Origin of the sequence: Bosea sp. 29B (assembly GCF_902506165.1) — a bacterium.
Taxonomy (GTDB): domain Bacteria; phylum Pseudomonadota; class Alphaproteobacteria; order Rhizobiales; family Beijerinckiaceae; genus Allobosea.
The window spans coordinates 3,658,203-3,675,238 of sequence record NZ_LR733817.1 but is presented as its reverse complement, the minus strand read 5'-3'; the positions used below and the strand labels follow the sequence as shown (position 1 = coordinate 3,675,238).

Annotated in this window: 19 protein-coding genes and 1 tRNA gene; 9 read left to right on the top strand and 11 right to left on the bottom strand. The window is 66.4% G+C overall.

Translation table 11 applies throughout. The features are described 5' to 3' along the window. The first annotated feature begins 33 nt into the window (after positions 1-33). Positions 34-795, top strand: a complete 762-nt coding sequence (locus GV161_RS17780; RefSeq protein ID WP_152016945.1) for a TIGR00730 family Rossman fold protein — start codon at positions 34-36, stop codon at positions 793-795. An 18-nt stretch (positions 796-813) separates the two neighbouring features. Here the strand turns inward: GV161_RS17780 and GV161_RS17775 are convergent, their stop codons facing one another. From GV161_RS17775 to rpmI, 3 genes are all read right to left on the bottom strand, one after another. Then, entirely contained in the window at positions 814-2,841 is a 2,028-nt protein-coding gene (locus tag GV161_RS17775) for a DNA/RNA non-specific endonuclease (RefSeq protein WP_152016944.1), read from the bottom strand. A gap of 130 nt (positions 2,842-2,971) precedes the next feature. Next, positions 2,972-3,346, bottom strand: coding sequence for a 50S ribosomal protein L20 (gene rplT, locus GV161_RS17770; RefSeq protein ID WP_152016943.1), 375 nt, complete (start codon positions 3,344-3,346; stop codon positions 2,972-2,974). Positions 3,347-3,374: 28 nt separating this feature from the next. Next, positions 3,375-3,575 (bottom strand): 50S ribosomal protein L35, encoded by a 201-nt coding sequence (rpmI, locus tag GV161_RS17765; protein WP_091831700.1) that lies wholly within the window; start codon positions 3,573-3,575, stop codon positions 3,375-3,377. A 276-nt stretch (positions 3,576-3,851) separates the two neighbouring features. Here rpmI and GV161_RS17760 point away from each other — a divergent pair, with 276 nt between their 5' ends. Then, positions 3,852-4,889 carry an amino acid ABC transporter substrate-binding protein gene (locus GV161_RS17760; RefSeq protein WP_244624259.1) on the top strand — a complete coding sequence of 346 codons (1,038 nt, stop codon included), beginning with the start codon at positions 3,852-3,854 and terminating at the stop codon, positions 4,887-4,889. An 81-nt stretch (positions 4,890-4,970) separates the two neighbouring features. Here the strand turns inward: GV161_RS17760 and GV161_RS17755 are convergent, their stop codons facing one another. Next, the gene (locus GV161_RS17755) at positions 4,971-6,176 is read right to left on the bottom strand and encodes an MFS transporter (protein WP_152016942.1); all 1,206 of its coding nucleotides are present in this window, start codon (positions 6,174-6,176) and stop codon (positions 4,971-4,973) included. A 116-nt stretch (positions 6,177-6,292) separates the two neighbouring features. On the opposite strand from GV161_RS17755, the gene GV161_RS17750 reads away from it, so the two are divergent. The 6 genes from GV161_RS17750 (at position 6,293) to GV161_RS17725 (ending at position 11,575) form a co-directional block, all read left to right on the top strand. Continuing rightward, positions 6,293-6,883, top strand: coding sequence for a TetR/AcrR family transcriptional regulator (locus GV161_RS17750; RefSeq protein ID WP_152016941.1), 591 nt, complete (start codon positions 6,293-6,295; stop codon positions 6,881-6,883). A gap of 303 nt (positions 6,884-7,186) precedes the next feature. Further along, positions 7,187-8,080 (top strand): MurR/RpiR family transcriptional regulator, encoded by an 894-nt coding sequence (locus tag GV161_RS17745; RefSeq protein WP_159650286.1) that lies wholly within the window; start codon positions 7,187-7,189, stop codon positions 8,078-8,080. Further along, positions 8,077-9,414 (top strand): aspartate aminotransferase family protein, encoded by a 1,338-nt coding sequence (locus GV161_RS17740; protein ID WP_152016939.1) that lies wholly within the window; start codon positions 8,077-8,079, stop codon positions 9,412-9,414. Before GV161_RS17745 ends, GV161_RS17740 begins: the two co-directional genes overlap by 4 nt. Before the next feature lie 58 nt (positions 9,415-9,472). Further along, entirely contained in the window at positions 9,473-10,495 is a 1,023-nt protein-coding gene (locus tag GV161_RS17735) for an amino acid ABC transporter substrate-binding protein (protein ID WP_152016938.1), read from the top strand. A gap of 9 nt (positions 10,496-10,504) precedes the next feature. After that, positions 10,505-11,137, top strand: a complete 633-nt coding sequence (locus GV161_RS17730; RefSeq protein WP_152016937.1) for an aspartate/glutamate racemase family protein — start codon at positions 10,505-10,507, stop codon at positions 11,135-11,137. Between the two features lie 144 nt (positions 11,138-11,281). Further along, positions 11,282-11,575 (top strand): GYD domain-containing protein, encoded by a 294-nt coding sequence (locus tag GV161_RS17725; protein ID WP_152016936.1) that lies wholly within the window; start codon positions 11,282-11,284, stop codon positions 11,573-11,575. Between the two features lie 95 nt (positions 11,576-11,670). Here the strand turns inward: GV161_RS17725 and infC are convergent, their stop codons facing one another. Both infC and GV161_RS17715 read right to left on the bottom strand, forming a co-directional pair. Next, positions 11,671-12,213 (bottom strand): translation initiation factor IF-3, encoded by a 543-nt coding sequence (infC, locus tag GV161_RS17720; protein WP_152017510.1) that lies wholly within the window; start codon positions 12,211-12,213, stop codon positions 11,671-11,673. A gap of 87 nt (positions 12,214-12,300) precedes the next feature. Continuing rightward, positions 12,301-13,524 (bottom strand): glycosyltransferase family 4 protein, encoded by a 1,224-nt coding sequence (locus tag GV161_RS17715; protein WP_244624258.1) that lies wholly within the window; start codon positions 13,522-13,524, stop codon positions 12,301-12,303. Positions 13,525-13,649: 125 nt separating this feature from the next. Here GV161_RS17715 and GV161_RS17710 point away from each other — a divergent pair, with 125 nt between their 5' ends. Beyond that, positions 13,650-14,435, top strand: a complete 786-nt coding sequence (locus tag GV161_RS17710; protein ID WP_193219595.1) for an alpha/beta hydrolase — start codon at positions 13,650-13,652, stop codon at positions 14,433-14,435. Between the two features lie 10 nt (positions 14,436-14,445). On the opposite strand, the gene GV161_RS17705 is transcribed toward GV161_RS17710, so the two are convergent. From GV161_RS17705 to GV161_RS17685, 5 genes are all read right to left on the bottom strand, one after another. Further along, the gene (locus tag GV161_RS17705; RefSeq protein WP_091831714.1) at positions 14,446-14,700 is read right to left on the bottom strand and encodes a DUF1150 domain-containing protein; all 255 of its coding nucleotides are present in this window, start codon (positions 14,698-14,700) and stop codon (positions 14,446-14,448) included. A gap of 109 nt (positions 14,701-14,809) precedes the next feature. Next, positions 14,810-15,238: an Hsp20 family protein gene (locus GV161_RS17700; protein WP_091831716.1), complete on the bottom strand. Its 429-nt coding sequence runs from the start codon at positions 15,236-15,238 to the stop codon at positions 14,810-14,812. Positions 15,239-15,376: 138 nt separating this feature from the next. After that, positions 15,377-15,781 carry a RidA family protein gene (locus GV161_RS17695; protein WP_152016935.1) on the bottom strand — a complete coding sequence of 135 codons (405 nt, stop codon included), beginning with the start codon at positions 15,779-15,781 and terminating at the stop codon, positions 15,377-15,379. 105 nt (positions 15,782-15,886) lie between these two features. Then, a tRNA-His gene (locus GV161_RS17690) sits at positions 15,887-15,963 on the bottom strand. A 127-nt stretch (positions 15,964-16,090) separates the two neighbouring features. After that, positions 16,091-16,990, bottom strand: coding sequence for a hypothetical protein (locus GV161_RS17685; RefSeq protein ID WP_152016934.1), 900 nt, complete (start codon positions 16,988-16,990; stop codon positions 16,091-16,093). Positions 16,991-17,036: the final 46 nt, after the last annotated feature.

The following is a 17,036-nucleotide window of genomic DNA, read 5'->3' as shown; positions in this document are numbered from 1 at the left end:
CGGTCCGACGGACACGCCAGCCGGGAGACGAGCATGCCCGACAACAGCGCCCAGAAGAATTCGCCCTCCTACCGGATCGCCGCACTCGACCAGGACTTCCTCCTCGGCGACTCGATGCGCGGGGCGCGCTTCATGCTCGAATACCAGAAGGCCGAGGATGCCTTGCGCGCCCGCGGCATCGTCTCGACCATCGTCGTCTTCGGCTCGGCGCGGGTGCGCGAGGGCAATCCGTGGTACGAGGCCGCGCGGAGCTTCGCCCGGATCGCCTCGGAACGTGGCGGTGCGCTCGACGGCAAGGATGGCGGCAAGCGCCATGTCATCGCCACCGGCGGCGGGCCCGGCATCATGGAGGCCGCCAATCGCGGCGCCACCGAGGCCGGCGCGGTCTCGATCGGCTTCAACATCACCTTGCCGCATGAGCAGGATCCGAATGCCTGGTCGACGCCGGACCTGACCTTCCGCTTCCATTATTTCGCGATGCGCAAGATGCATCTCGCCATGCGGGCGGCTGCGCTGGTCGTCTTCCCCGGCGGCTTCGGCACGCTCGACGAGCTCTTCGAGATCATGACGCTGGTGCAGACCGGCAAGATGCCGCCGGTGCCGATCGTGCTCTACGACAGCGCCTACTGGCAGGGGCTGATCAATCTAGAGCGGATGGCCGATGCCGGTTTCATCCGGCCGGAGGATTTGAAGCTGTTCTGCTATGCCGACAGCCCCGAGGAGGCCTATCAGCGCATCGTCGATGGCGCCGGCGAGAGCTGGACGCCGAAGGCGGTGGGCAAGGTGCAGACCTGAACGGCTCCGTCCTGCCCTCTATCGCCGTGGGTGCTGGATGTCGGCGACAGTGCGGAGCCGGCGGCCGACTGCCGGGCCGGTATAGACATCGGCCTGCCGGGCGGCGTCGGCGAAGACGATGCCGGTGTCGGCCTCTATCTTGGTCACCGGCACCTGGAAGTTCTGGCCGGGCTTCGTGCTGTTTGGACCGACGGGGAGCTGCTCGAACGGGATGTCGAGCGCATAATCCTGCTGGCTGACGATGTACCCGCTCGTGAAGAGCTTGTCGGCCTTGTCGGCGACGGCGATCACCTTCCAGTAGAATTGCGGGATGCGGATACCGCGGTGAAGCTCGTCGTCCGAGCGGAGCAGCGGGCCTGAGAAGACGGAGGCCCGCACATTCTCCTCGTCGGTGTTGTAGAGCAGGAAGTTCTCGAGACCCTGCCAGAGGTCGGCGCCCTGGTTGAAGCCCCAATATTGCGGCGAGCAGTTGGTCCAGTGGAAGGTGTCGTCATTCGCCAGCTTAGCCTCTCGGATGCCGCCCCAGACCGGATCGAGCCGGCGCACAAGATGGCCGCGGTCGAAATAGTTCTTCCGAGGCACCGGCTCGTTGCCATAGAGCTCGTCACCGTTCTGCAACTCCTCCGGGATGCGGCCATCATAGAACCAGGCGTCGTTGCCGCGGTCGAGATTGGTCCAACGCGTCCCGTCGATGTTGACCGCCGTGTAAAAGGCGAGCTTGCGATCCTCGGCGCCATTCAGGACCACGGAGAAATGCAGATAGCGCAGCACATCGTCCGCCGCGCCCGCCACCTTGGCCGGCGCACCATGGCGTAGCGCGGCCGGGCCGAGAGTCGGCAGCGGGATCCGCGTCGGCAGGAAGTCCGGTTCGTAGCCACGCCGCCCGTCGAAAAAGGAAACCGGATGGGTACGCCGGGTCGGCCTGCGCGCAGCCTCGAGCACCGCCGCCTCGGCGGCGACAGCAGCGATCGTCGCGATAGCCGGCCCAGCGATCAGCGGTGGCCCTATGATGCTCTGCGCCGGCACGGTTCCGGCGAAGGTCTTCACGCCGGTGGCGTCGGCGATCAGATCGACGATCAGCGGCGAGCGGACAAAGCCGTCGAGTTTCGACTGCCGCTCCAGATCAGCGATCAGTTTCGAAATCCGGACACCTTCATTGGCCAGCCAATGCACTTTATCGGCCGGGAGGCGCCTGGCCAGCGCCGCAGGTGCCGTGGTGCCGTCCGCGAGCACCCAATGCTCCTGCCCCTGGACAATCTTGCGATCGGGGACGCCGGCATGGTGCAGGCAGATCACCTGCCAGGCATCGGTGAAGACCGGTGCACCGGACGAGCCGGGGGCCGTATCCGAGGAATACCAGAGGAAGTTGTCGCGGGTCGGATCGGCGCGATCGCCATATTTGACGATCTTGTTCTCGCGCAGCGAGATGCGCTTGGTCCGGGCATCGGGGTGCTGGATGATCGTCGCGTACTGGCCGAGTTCGGTCTTGCCGGTGCGCGGATCGAGGCGCAGGAAACCGAGATCGGCGAGCGCGACATCGCCATCTTCGCTCGCCGGCGCCAGCGCGACGACGGTGTAGTCGAGCACATTCCTGTCGCTGGTGACGAAGCCGTCCTGCGGCGTCAGGCGGAAACGGGTGGGCCGCTTCAGCCGGCCCTCCCCGTCGAGCTCATACCCGAACTCGACCGTCGCCGTGATCGCCTCCTCGACCGAGCCGATGACATGGTTGTTGGTCAGGAGCAGGCGCGGGCCGATCAGGAAGCCGGTTCCCCATTCGCTGCCGTCGCCGACCGGCGCCGGCACGTTGATGCGGCAGACGGTCCGGGCCGCGAGCAGGCCGCGCTCGAGATAGTTGATCTCGACGAGGTCGTTCTCGCCGAGCAGGGCTTCGAAGACGTCGAAGTCGACGCCGGCCCCGGCGCGCGTGCGATGGACGATCTGCTCGGCCAGGCTTTGCGGGTCCTGGGCCGGGCGCTTCAGCTTGCGGCCGGCAGCGATGTCCTTGGCGAGACGGTCGTCGGCGACGAAATTCGAGATCTCGAGCATGGTGCGATCCTCCCCGCAGGAAGGGAGCACGCGATCGCAACACAACCGTGACGCGCGCGACCAAGCGGCCGCGAAAAGCAAAAGGCCGGCGTTTCCGCCGGCCTTTCGTATTCCGATCAGGTCAGATCACTCAGGCGGCCTGGGCCTCGGCGCCCAGCGCGCCCTTGACCGTCTCGACCACCGCAGCGAAGGCGGCGGCGTCGTCGATGGCGAGGGCCGACAGGGTCTTGCGGTCGAGCTCGAGGCCCGCCTTGGCGAGGCCGCCGATGAACAGCGAATAGGTCAGGCCGTGCTCGCGCACCGCAGCGTTCAGGCGCTGGATCCAGAGCGCGCGGAAGGTGCGCTTCTTGTTCTTGCGGTCGCGATAGGCGTACTGCATCGACCGATCGACGGCCGCCTTGGCGGCGCGGATCGTGTTCTTGCGGCGGCCATAGAATCCCTTGGCGGCCTTGAATGTCTTCTTGTGCTTGGCGTGGGACGTAACGCCCCGTTTCACGCGAGCCATGTTTGATCTCCGGAAAAGTTAGGGGACGTCAGCCGTTGGGGAGGAAGTACTTCTTCACGTTGGCGGCATCGCCTTCGAAAAGAACGTTCGTCCCACGGTGATTGCGGAGCTGCTTGTTGGTCCGCTTGATCATCCCGTGACGCTTGCCGGCCTGGGCGTAGAGCACCTTGCCGGTTCCGGTGACCTTGAACCGCTTCTTGGCGGCCGATTTAGTCTTCATCTTGGGCATTTCAGCTCCTCATAGGTCGCGAGCGCGAACAATGCGCCGCTTCAATTTTGCTTTGGGAAGCAAAGTACGACCGCCACGGCAGCCCTTATCAGCCGGGCGATCGAAGGTGGGGCCTATGACAGAAAAGCCTGGAGCTGGCAAGAGCTTGCAGTTGCGGGGAAAACCGCCCCTCGATGGCATGCCTCGCATCAGCGGACATCTATCATTTGAAAATCGTCATAGAACCGTAATTATTTCCGACCATCGCAGCCGCTTTCCCGCCCGGAGACACTCACCGTGAAGACACCCCTCCTCAGCCTGGCAGCGGGCCTTGCGCTCGTCGCCGCCTCCGCCGTCTCCGCCTTCGCCCAGGGCGGCAGCCAGTCGACCCTCGACCGGATCAAGGCACGCGGCCATATCGTCTGCGGCACCAGCGAAGGCGTGCCGGGCTTCTCGCTGCAGGATGGCAAGGGTGTCTGGAACGGCTTCGACACCGATGTCTGCCGCGCGCTCGCGGCCGCGATCTTCAACGACCAGGACAAGGCGCAATATCTGTCGCTGTCGAGCAAGAACCGCCTGGTGTCTCTGCAATCGGGCGAAATCGACGTGCTGGCGCGCACCACCACCTGGACGCTGAGCCGTGACATCGGCCAGGGCCTCAGCTTCACGGCGGTGAACTATTATGACGGCCAGGGCTTCATCCTGCGCAAGAAGCTCGGCGTGAACACGGTCAAGGAGCTCAATGGCGCCTCGGTCTGCGTCGCCCAGGGCACCACCACCGAGCTCAACCTCGCCGACTACGGCCGCACCAACAACCTCAAGTTCGAGACCGTCGCCTTCGCGACACTGGAAGAGACGGTCGCCGCCTATGAAGCCGGGCGCTGCGATGCCTACACCACCGACCTCTCCTCGCTCGCCGGCACGCGCAACAAGCTGCAGAAGCCGGACGAGCACATCCTGCTCCAGGAGGTGATCTCAAAGGAGCCGCTCGGTCCATGGGTCCGCAAGAGCGACCAGGCCTGGTTCGACATCGTGCGCTGGACCGTGTTCGCGCTGATCAATGCCGAGGAGCTCGGCGTCACCCGGGCCAATGTCGAGGAGTTGGCGAAGACCTCGCAGAATCCGGAAGTGCGCCGCATGCTCGGCGCCGAGAGCAAGTTCGGCGAGTCGCTCGGCCTGAGCAATGACTGGGTGGTGCGGATCGTCAAGGCGGTGGGCAATTACGGCGAAAGCTTCGAGCGGCATTTTGGCGCCCAGAGCCGCAACCCGCTGCCGCGCGGCGTCAACAAGCTCTGGTCGCAGGGCGGGCTGCAATACGCACCGCCGATCCGCTGAGCTTACCTGCAAACAGATCGGGCGGCCTCCTCCGGGAGGCCGCCCTTTTTTGTGAGACGGACTTTACGTTGCGGTTTGCCTTCAGCCCGTCCATGCCATCACCGTCCGCCGCGGCTCGGCGATCAGGCAGAACCCGATCGTGACGATCGCCAGCGCCGAAAACCCGCCGGCGACCGAGACGTAGAAGCCGGTGCTCGCGCCATAGACGTCGATCAGCCAACCGGAGGCGGCCGACCCCGCCGCCATGCCGATACCCATGCCGGTCATCACCCAGGTGATGCCCTCGGTCAGCTTTGAAGCTGGCACATGCCGCTCGACCAGCGCCATCGCGACGATGACGGTCGGCGAGATCGAGGCGCCGGCGATGAAGAGCACGATGCCCAGCATCCAGAGCGACGAGACGATCAGCAGCGGCAGTGTTGTCGCCGCGGCAAGCCCGATCGCGAGCAGCAATTGCGTGGCGAGCGGCATGCGCAGGCGGAGCGCGCCGAAAACGAGGCCGGTGATGAAGGAGCCGGCGGCATAGGCCGCGAGCGCCAGACTCGCCGCCGCCTTGTTGCCCTGCGCTTCGGCGAAGGCGACCGCGGTGACCTCGGCCGTGCCGAAGACGACGCCGAGCGCAACCATCAGCAGCGCGATGATCTGCACCGGCACCAGGCGGATGGCGGAGTTGCTGGCGTCGACGCCTTGCGCGTGCACGGGCGGCTCGGTCGCGCGCTGCGCCACGAACAGGGCCATGCCGACAGCGAGCATGATCGTTGCCGCAAGCGGCCCGGCTTCCGGGAACCAGATGACGCTCAGGCCGATCGAGATCACCGGGCCGAGCATGAAGATGACCTCGTCAATGACCGATTCGAAGGCAAAGGCGGTGCGCAAATGCGGCGTATCGCGATAGATCTCGGTCCAACGGGCACGCACCATCGCCATCATGCTCGGCTCGAGTCCGGCGAGAGCGGCAAAGAGGAAGAGCACCCAGATCGGCGCCTCGAGGCGCGTCGCTAGCATCAGCCCGATCAGCGCGACGATGGTCGCGAGCGTCGCGGGAATCAGCACCTTGCTCTGACCATGGCGGTCGACCAGCCGCGAGATCTGCGGCGCGATCAGCGCATTGGACAGCGCGAAGGTCGCGGCGACGCCACCGGCAAGCCAATACTGGCCGCGCGCCTGGGAGAGCATGGTGACGATGCCAATCGTCAGCATCGAGAATGGCATGCGGGCGAGGAAGCCGGCGGCTGAAAAGCCGATCGAGCCGGGAGCCCGGAAAATCTCGCGATAGGGGTTAGGCATGGACGTCTCCGTCACATCAAAGCGTGATTGACATACGTTGCGTATGTGACATGAGTAATTACATACGCAACGTATGTCAATTCACATACGCACCGTATGCGAAAGGAACATGGACGATGCGCAAGCCGCGCAGCCAGATGATCGCCGAGACGCGGACCAAGCTGATCGCCGCGGCGCGCGCCGCCTTCGGCACGGTCGGCTATGCGCAGACCTCGATGGATGATCTCACCGCCTCGGCCGGGCTGACGCGGGGCGCGCTCTACCATCATTTCGGCGACAAGAAGGGCCTGCTCGTCGCGGTGATCACCGAGATCGACGGCGAGATGAATGCCCATATGCAGGCGGTCTCGGCGAAGGCCGGCGACCCCTGGACCGGTTTCCGCGACGAATGCACCGCCTATATCGAGCTGGCGCTCGACCCTGAAATCCAGCGCATCATGCTGCGCGACGGCCCGGCGGTCCTCGGCGATCCCTGGGACTGGCCCACGCTGAGCGAGTGCATCCGCTCGATGACGGAAAGCCTGACGAAGCTGGCCGAGACCGGCGTCATCGCGCCTATCGATCCCGAAGCGGCTGCGAGGCTGATCGCGGGAGCAACGCAATATGCGGCACAATGGATCGCGAACGCCCCCGAGCCGGAAGCGATCTCGCGCAAGGCGATCGACGCCTTCAACCTCATGCTCGACGGGCTGCTGGTTCGGAGCTGACCTCGTCGGCTTTCCCATAAATACGAGTCGTCCCGGGCGACCGGAGGGAGACCCGGGACCCATTCCGGAACCTCTATCGGTGAGGCTCCGGAATGGATCCCGGATCGGCGCCGCTTCGCGGCTTGTCCGGGATGACACCGTGATGGATGCCGAAGCCTACCCCTCTTCAAGCCTGGATCGTCGTTTTGGCCAGGCGCTGACCGAGCCATCCCTCGCATTCCCCGTTTGTGAAACAATTGTTTCATATTAATCACTGTAATCGCTATGTTTCATTCATTGCCCTTCCCTGCTAAGGTCTGGCGCATGGACAAGCCCGGCCTGACGGCGAGCCTCACCGAGAGCTTCGAGCAGTTGCCCCAGCAATTGCAGGCGGCGGCGCGCTGGGTGCTCGATCATCCGGCCGATGTCGCGTTGCTGACCACGCGAGAGCAGGCCAAGCGCGCCGGCCTGTCGCCGGCCACCCTCACCCGGCTGGCGCAGCGCTTCGGGCTAAGGGGCTATGACGAGTTGCGCGCCGCCCATGCGGCAGCCCTGCGGCGGCGGCCGGAGGGTTTTGCCGGCCGGGCCGGCGAATTGATGCAGCGCCATGGCGAGGAAGGTCCGAGCGCAATCGCGCAGGACATGTTCGCGGCGCTGGCCGAGCATCTGAAAGCACTGCGCGAACCACAGGCGCTCGCCCGCTTCGAGCAGGCCGCCGACCTCTTGAGCGAGGCGCAAACCGTGTTCTGCTTCGGCCTGCGCTCGGCCTTCCCGGCCGCCTTCATGCTCGACTACATCCGCGACCTGATCGGGGCGAGCTCGGTGCTGGCCGACGGTGCCGGCGGGCGCGGCATCGATGCGCTGCGCCGGATCGGACCCGGCGATGCGCTCTTCGCCGTCTCGGTCGCGCCCTATACGCGCCAGACCGTGCAGGCTGCGGAGATCGCCAGGGAGAGCGGTGCAAAGGTGGTGGCGCTGACCGACAGCGCACTCTCTCCCCTCGCCGCCATCGCCGACGTCGCTCTGCTGGTGCGGACCGAGACACCGTCCTTCTTCCACACGATGACGCCGGCCTTCGCCGCGGTCGAATGCCTGGCGGCGCTGATGACGGCGCGCAAGGGCAAGGCCGCGCTCGACGCGATCGCCCGCCACGAGGCCGCGCTCGACGCGGCCGGCACCTTCCTCACTCCCCGATCAATCAGGCGAGGCCATCGATGAGCCACATCCTGCATCGCATGCTGAGCAAGACCTATCCGACCGCGACCGGCGGCGAGGGCATGGTGCTGCGCGACCGCGACGGGCGCGAGCATATCGACGCTTCGGGCGGCGCTGCCGTCTCCTGCCTCGGCCACGGCCATCCCGACGTGCTGGCGGCGATGCATGCGCAGATCGACAAGCTCGCCTACGCCCATACCAGCTTCTTCACCACCGACGCGGCCGAGGAGCTCGCCGACCATCTGATCGCACGGGCACCGCCCGGAATGGAGTCGGTCTATTTCTGCAGCTCCGGCTCGGAGGCGATCGAAGCCTGCCTGAAGATGGCCCGGCATTATTTCGTCGAGAAGGGCGAGAGAAGCCGAGTCAACTTCATCTCGCGGCAGCAGAGCTATCACGGCATCACGCTCGGCGCGCTCTCGGTCGGCGGGCGGATGAAGGATCGTGCTCCCTTCGAGCAGATGCTGATGCAGGGCCATCATATCTCGCCCTGCTATGAGTATCGCGGCCGGCGCGCCGACGAGACCAGCGAGGAGTATGCGCTTCGCGTCGCCGACGAGCTCGAGGCCAAGATCCTGGAGCTCGGGCCCGAGACCGTCTGCGCCTTCGTCGCCGAGACGGTGGTCGGCGCGACGCTCGGCGCGGTGCCGGCCGCGCCCGGCTATTTCAAGCGCATCCGCGAGATCTGCGACCGCCACGGCGTGCTGCTGATCCTCGACGAAGTCATGAGCGGCATGGGCCGCACCGGCACGCTCCATGCCTGCGAGCAGGAAGGCATCGCGCCCGATCTGATGGCGATCGCCAAGGGGCTCGGCGGCGGCTATGCGCCGATCGGCGCGATGCTGACGTCGAAGCGGGTCGTCGAGGCGGTCAGGCAGGGCTCGGGCGTCTTCCCGCACAGCCAGACTTACGTGGGCCATCCCCTTGCCTGCGCCACCGCGCTGGCGGTGCAGCAAGTGATCGAGCGCGACGACCTGCTCGCCAATGTCCGCAAGCAGGGTGCGCGGCTGGAGCAGCGCCTGCGCGAGCGCTTCGGCAATCATCACCATGTCGGCGACATTCGCGGGCGCGGCCATTTCTGGGGCGTAGAGATCGTCGCCGACCGCTCGACCAAGACACCTTTCGACCCGGCGCTCAAACTCAACGCCAGGATCAAGCAGGCGGCACAGGAGCGCGGACTGCTGATCTACCCGATGGGCGGAACCGCCGACGGCACCGCCGGCGACCATGTCCTGCTCGCCCCGCCCTTCATCATCGACGCTGCGACCGTCGACACCATCGTCGAGCGGCTGGGCGACGCGCTCGATGCGAGCTTGGCCTCGGCCCGATTGGCCTGAAGGTTCACCACGATCCGGGCCGGCAAGAGCCCGGTGCTTCCACAACAGGGGAACGATCATGAAACGACTGAAACAATTGGCTTTCGCCGGACTCGCCACGCTCGGCTTTGCCGGCGTGGCCAGCGCCCAGACCGGCACGCTCGACCGCGTCAAGGCGCGTGGTGAACTGATCTGCGGCAATCATATCGCCCTGCCCGGCTTCGGCATCCAGGGGTCGGACGGACGCTGGGACGGGCTCGACATCGACCTTTGCCGCGCCGTCGCCGCGGCGATCTTCAACGACCCGAACAAAGTCAGGTTCATCCCGACGACGCCGCAGATGCGCTTCGTCGTGGTGCAGTCCGGCGAGGTCGACATGCTCGCCCGCAACGCGACCTACACGATGTCGCGCGACACCTCGGCCGGCATGTCCTGGCCGATCATCAACTATTTCGACGGCCAGGGCTTCATGGTGCGCAAGTCGCTCGGGGTCACCGAGGCGAAGGGGCTCGAGGGCGCCTCGATCTGCGTGACGCAAGGCACGACGACCGAGCTCAACCTCGCCGACTTCTTCCGCGCCAACAAACTCAAGTACGAGATCATCGGCTTTGCCACCAACGAGGAGGGCGTGAAGGCGCTGGAGGCCGGGCGCTGCGACGCCTTCACCACCGACACTTCCGGGCTCGCCGCCGAGCGGCTGAAATTCTCCAAACCCGACGACTTCGTCGTGCTGCCGACGCTGATCTCGCGCGAGCCGCTAGGCCCGGCGGTGAAGCGCGGCGACGAGAGCTGGGTCGCGCTTGTAAAGTGGGTGCACTACGCCATGCTCAACGCGGAGGAGTTCGGTGTGACCAAGGCCAATGTCGACGAGCAGCTGAAGTCTGGGAATCCCGAGATCAAGCGGCTACTCGGCGTCGAAGGCAAGTTCGGCGAGGGGCTCGGCCTGAGCAATGACTGGGCCTATCGCGTGATCAAGCATATCGGCAATTACGGCGAGAGCTTCGAGCGCAATGTCGGCGGGGGTTCCAAGCTGCAGTTGAAGCGCGGGCTCAACGACCTCGCCTCGCGTGGCGGTCTGCAATACCCGCACCCGATCCGGTAGGACCTGCCCATGCGGATCGCGTTGATCCATGCGCTACGCCATTCGCCGCCTCCGATCGAGGCGGCGTTCGCGCGGCTATGGCCAGAAGTCACGCTGATGAACCTGCTCGACGACAGCCTCTCGGCCGATCTTTCCCGCGACGGGCGGATCACCGAGGCGATGACCGGGCGCTTCCTCAGCCTCGCCGGCTATGCGCGGGCGACCGGCGCCGATGGCATCCTCTTCACCTGCTCGGCCTTCGGTCCCTGCATCGAGGCGGCGCAACGCGCGCTGTCTCCCCTGCCCGTGCTGAAGCCGAACGAGGCGATGATCGAGGAAGCCATGGCGATCGGCGGCCGGATCGGCCTGCTCGCCAGCTTCGGACCGACGCTGCAGTCGATGCCGCCGGAGTTTCCGGGATCGCTCGCGGTCACGCCGAAACTGGCGGAAGGCGCGCTCGCCGCGCTCGATCGCGGCGACGGGGCCGAGCACGACCGGCTGGCGGCGCTTGCGGCGCGCGATCTGGCGGAGTGCGATGCGATCGCTCTGGCGCAGTTCAGCCTGGCTCGCGCCGCATCGGCAGTCGCGGAGGCGACGGGCAAGCCGGTGCTAACGACGCCGGACAGCGCCGTCAGGAAGCTCAAGCGTCTGCTTGGCCGATAGGCCCTGCCCGGTACCGGCCCGTCATGCTAGATTGACGGGATAGGCCCGGCGGATGGTCAACGGCCCATCCGGAACCGCGCGGCGACAAGCGGGCCGCCGTAGGCAGCTTCCGACGAAAGGCCGGGCCTTTCGGGGAGAAGCGCGATGACGACCTACATCATGCTGCTCAATTGGACCGACCAGGGCGCACGCAACCTCAAGGATTCGCCGACTCGTCTCGATACGGCCAAGCAGGCGCTGAAGGAGATGGGAGGCGATTTCAAAGCCTTCTTCATGACCATGGGCAAGCACGACATGGTCGTTATCTGCGAGGCACCGGACGATGCCGTGCAGGCGCGCTTCTGCCTGCGGCTCGCCATGCTCGGCAATGTCCGCTCGGAAACGCTGAAGGCCTTCCCCGAGACGGCCTATCGCGAGATCATCCGCTCCGTCAGCTAGACGCCACCGACATGGCAAAGCCCGGCCGAAACGGCCGGGCTTTGTGAAAGGCAGGTCCGGGTGCGGCCCCTTGGGCAAGGCGCGCAAGCCTCGCCTTATCGGGGCGCGAGCACCATGACCATCTGGCGGCCTTCGAGCTGCCAGTCGCTCTCGACCTTGGCGACCTCGACAGTATCGACCTTGACGCGCTCCAGCACCTTCACGCCGAGGTCCTGGTGCGCCATCTCGCGGCCGCGGAAGCGCAGGGTGACCTTCACCTTGTCGCCCTCCTCGAAGAAGCCGTGCATCGCCTTCATCTTCACGTCGTAGTCGTGCTTGTCGATGCCGGGGCGAAGCTTGATTTCCTTGATCTCGATGGTGCGCTGCTTCTTGCGCGCCTCGGACGCCTTCTTCTGCTCGAGAAAGCGGAAGCGGCCGTAGTCGAGGATCTTGCAGACCGGAGGCACAGAATTGGGGGCGATCTCGACCAAATCGAGACCGGCGTCCTCGGCAATCTTGAGCGCCTCGAAGAACGAGACCACGCCACGGTTGGCGCCGGTATCGTCGATGAGCTGGACGTCGCGGACGCCACGGATGTCGCGGTTGGCGCGAGGACCGTCCTTGACGGGGGCTGGTGCGGCACGGAAGGGACGACGAATGGCTGTATTCTCCTGTGAATGGCGCTCGTCGCGCCGTTGGTGAGACACATTGCACAACGCGAAGCGTTGTCAATGGATCAGGCGGTTTCAGCGCCCGAGCAGGGCGCAATAGACATCGAGTGTGTCATTGACCATCGAGGCCAATGAGAAGTGGCGCTCGACATGCAGCCGGGCGCGGCGCGCCAGCGCATCGCGGGCGGAGGGGCGCAGCGCCAGCGCCTCGCGCAGGGCTTGCGCGAGTGCCGCCGCATCATCGGGCAGGACATGCCAGCCCGATCGTTCCTGCGGCGCGACCTGGGGCGGAGCCAGCACCGTCTCCGGCACGGCGCCGAGATTGGAGACGACGACCGGCGTGCCCATGGCCTGCGCCTCCACCGCGACACGGCCGAAGGCTTCCGGCTCCGTCGAGGGGACTGCCACCACGGCCGCCGCCAGGAAGGCGGCCGGCATGTCCGAGCAATGGCCGACGCGGCGGACGCGGCCCTCGAGCCCGGCCCTGGCAATGGCGTCGTCGAGCTCACGCACATAGCCGTCGCGACCCTGCGCATCGCCCGCTAGGATGAAGGCAGTGTCCTCATCACCGGCATCGCGCAATTGGCGCGCCGCCTCGATCAGCACCTTCTGGCCTTTCCAGCCGGTGAGCCGGCCAGGCAGCAGCACGATGCGCTGATGCGGCTCGACGCCCCAGGCGCTGCGCAGAGCACTGATCCGCTCCGGGCTCACCGCCGACGGCGCGAAGGCCGAGAAATCGGTACCGCGATGGACGACGCGGATGCGATCGCGGGCGAAGGGATGGCGGGCGCGGATCAGGTCGGCCGTGTAGCCGGAGTTGGCGATGACGACGTCACTGCGCGCCATCACCGAATTGTACAGGTTCTTCACCACCGAGCGGGCATTGTAGGAGCCGTGATAGGTGGTGACGAAGGGCAGCTTCAGCGCCCGCGTCGCCGCCAGCGCGACCCAGGCCGGCGCCCGCGAGCGGGCGTGGACGAGTTCGACCCGCTCGCGCTTGCAGAGCAGCGCGAAGGTGCGCACGTTGAGCAGCATCGAGACCGGGTTCTTGGCCGCCGCCGGAAATGGCAGCCAGATGCCGCCCTTGGCCTGCAGTTCGGCGACGAGCCGCCCGCCCTCCGTCGCGACCAGCGCCCGCGCGCCGACCTCGGTCAGCCCGGCAGCGATGTCGACCGCAGTGCGCTCGGCGCCACCGGCTTCCAGCTCCGGGATGATCTGCAGCACGGTGCGCCCGGCCAGCGGATGCGTCTCGGTCGACGGCAGGGAGAGTTGCGCGCCGGAACGCAGGGAGGTGCTCACTATTCGAAAGGGCCTTCTGCTTGGCGACTCGCCGATGCTATCGGGGTCGTGATGATCACAAAATCGGGCGGGATTGCAGCAGGGTTATACCTGCTTTCGCCCGGTTCATCACAGGAGAGATTAAAGTGACGAGGCCCCAGCCGCAATTTCTGAACGTCGGCACCGGCGCGGAACGCCGCGAAATCGCGGTGCTGACGCAGGCCGGCAAGGGTCCGCCGGTGGTCTGGCTCGGCGGCCTGCGCTCGGACATGCGTGCCACCAAAGCCGAGGCGCTCGCCGCCTGGGCGGAGCGCACCGGGCGCGCCTTCATCCGCTTCGACTATGCCGGCCACGGCGAATCGGGCGGCGAGTTCGCGCAGTGGACGATGTCGCACTGGATCGAGGATGCGCAGGCGGTGCTGGCCGCCCATACGCAAGATCCCGCCGTCCTGGTCGGTTCGTCCATGGGCGGCTGGGTCGCGCTGCTGACGACGCTGAAGCTGCGCAAGACCGCCCCGGACCTGCAGCCCGCCGGCCTCGTTCTGATCGCGCCAGCGGTCGACTTCACCGAGGAGTTGATGTGGGCGCAGATGCCGGAGGCGATCCGCGAGACGATCATCCGGGACGGCGTCTGGCAGCGGCCGTCGGAGTACTCGCCGGAGCCGATGCCGATCACGCAGGCGCTGATCGAGGACGGCAGGAGCCATCTCCTGTTCGGGCATCCGCTCGAAACCGGCTGCCCCGTCCATATCCTGCAGGGAATGAAGGATCCCGATGTGCCTTATGGCCAGGCGCTCAAGCTCGTCGAGCATCTGCCGCACGATCCGGTCGTGCTGACCCTGATCAAGGACGGCGACCATCGTCTCTCGACGCCGGAGGACATCGCGCGCCTGGTCACCGCCGTCGAGGGCATCGCGCCCGCGACGGCATAGACGTTTCGGGTCAGTGCAGGCTGACCATCCGGAGATCGTGCTCCCAGGCGTTGGCCGTCGCGGCCTCGCGGGAATCGGTCACCAGGATCGGTGCGCCATCGGCTGCGAGCAGCGCGAAGAGCTGCAGGCCGGGTTCGATATCCGGCGCCTGCGGAAAGATGCGGGCCAGCTCATCCGACATGATCGGCTTGAGATAGGCGACCTGGCCGTTGCCGAGAGCGGCGAATTCGGCCGTGGTCAGAGGGTTGTTTCTGGTCTCAGTCATCGCGCCCTCCTTCAGAGCAGTGCGAGGCGGTTAGATTGTGCACCCTTGATCATGAACGGAAGGCAAACCGCATGCCCTCTCGTAAAGACCTTCTGTAGCCCTCAGGGGCCTAGTCGCGGCTCATGATATCGATACGCCGGACGAGCCGTTCCGGTTCCGGACGGGCCAGATCGATCGCGAGCAGCCCGTTCGAGAGATCAGCCCCCAGGACCTGCATGCCGTCGGCGAGCAGGAAGGAGCGCTGGAACTGCCGCGCGGCGATGCCGCGATGCAGGAAATGCCGCGTCTTGTCGTCGACCTGACGGCCGCGGATGGTCAGCTGGTTTTCCTCCAGCGTGATCTCGAGCTGGTCGCGCGAGAACCCGGCCACCGCAAGCGTGATCCTGAGCTTGTCGGGCTCATCCTCCGTGCGCGGCATGCGCTCGATATTATAGGGCGGATAGCCATCGCCGGCGCCTTTGGCGACACGGTCGAGTGCCCGCTCGATATCGTCGAAGCCGAGCAGGAAGGGATGCGACAGGCTAGGCGGACGCGTCATCACGAAGCCCTTGAAAAGGCGCCTCTGGAACTATCGGAGCCCGCTTGCGCAGCACCCCGCACGCGAAAGGCGAACCCAACCGCGCAAGCAAGATATGGCGAGCGGCCTGCCCTGCCGCAAGCCCTTGGCGACGGCACCTCAATCCAGCGCCGCGATCGCCTCGATCTCGATCAGCAGGCGCGGATCGACGAGGGCGGTGACGCCGACCATGGTGCTCGCCGGAAACGGGCCGTCGCCGAGATATTTCATCCGCACCTTGCGCACGGCGACCGCCTTCTCGGTGCTGAGGCCGACGACGTAGGTCACCAGCTTGAACACTTTCGTGAAGTCGGTGCCGGCGGCGGCCAGGGCGGCGGTGAGGTTGGCGTAGACCTGCTCGGCCTGGGCGGCGATATCGCCCTCCCCGACCACCTTGCCCATCGGATCGAACGCGACCTGGCCGGAGACATGCACCTGCTTGCCGGCCTCGACGATCGCGAGATGCGAATACCCGGTCGGGGGAGAGAGCGAAGCGGGATTGAGGAGATCGATCTTGCTGGGCATGGAGGGGCTCCCGAGGCGGGCGGCTCAAAGCCGCGTGGCGCGGCAAACTAGGCCGGCGCGGGGCAGACGCGCAATCTCGGGAAGAAACGGAATGGAGGAGGAAGATGGTACAGCCACCCCGGCTTGAACGGGGGACCTCTAGATCCACAATCTAGCGCTCTAACCAACTGAGCTATGGCTGCACGGCTTGCGCCTGATGTCGCGACGCCTGGAAGCGGTCCGGCGACGGCGCGGAACCTAGTGCCACGCCTCGCCGAATGCAACGGCAAATACAGGCCGGCGCGTGGAAAACCACGCCGGCTTTCAAAATCAACGGCGCGGCAGTTCCTGGCGCGCTGTCGCGGCGAGATCACCGAGATGGGCCGCGAAGGATTCGTAGCTGCGGCGGAAGGCCTTGGCCTGGAGCGCAACCGCGTCCGCAGCGCTCTGTGTGCGCGCCAGGGTCTCGACCTCGTCCAGCGTCGCCTTGAGTTCGGCGCAGGCATGGTCGAGGACCTTGGCCTGGACAGTGCCGAAGGCACGCGTCAACGCCAGGGTCGGCTCGAGCCAGGCGATAGTCGGAAGAGCTGCGACAGGAACCGGCTTCGGCGCCTCGGCCGGCTTGGCGACGACGGAGACGATAGCCACAGGCGTCGCAGCGGGCTTGGCGGGCTGAACGGCTTCGGCGACCTTGGCCGCAACGGGAGCAGCCGGCTTCACAGCAACAGGCTCGACCTTGGCGGGAGCAGGCTGCGCCTTGACCGGCTCGGCAGCGACCTTGGCAGAAGCGGCCTTAAGCGCCGGAGCAGCGACCTTGGCGGCCGGCTTCGCGATCTTGGTCTTCTGCGGGGCGACACGCTTGGCGGGTTCGGCAGCGGGCTTTACGACAGGCCTCGCTGCAGGCGCGGCGACAACGACAGCGGCGGGCTTCACCACCGGCTGGGCGACAGGCTGCGGGACGGCGGGCTTGGGAGCAGCGGCAGCGGGCTTGGCTTCGACCTTGGCGGCGGGCGCCTCGACCTTGGGAGCGAGCGCAACCGCGACCGGAGCAGCGACGGGCTTCACTTCGACCACGGGCTTGGCTTCCACAGGCTGGGCTACCACAGGCTTGGCCTCCGGAGCCTTGACGGGTGCAGCCTGCACGACCGGCGCGACCGGCTTCGGCTCACTCAGCGCCTTGACCGGCGCGAGGCTGACCGGCGCCTTGCCGGGGATCGTCTGCTTAGCCATCGGATCTCTCCTTCACGGTTTCGGCAGGACATGCCTGCGCGATAGA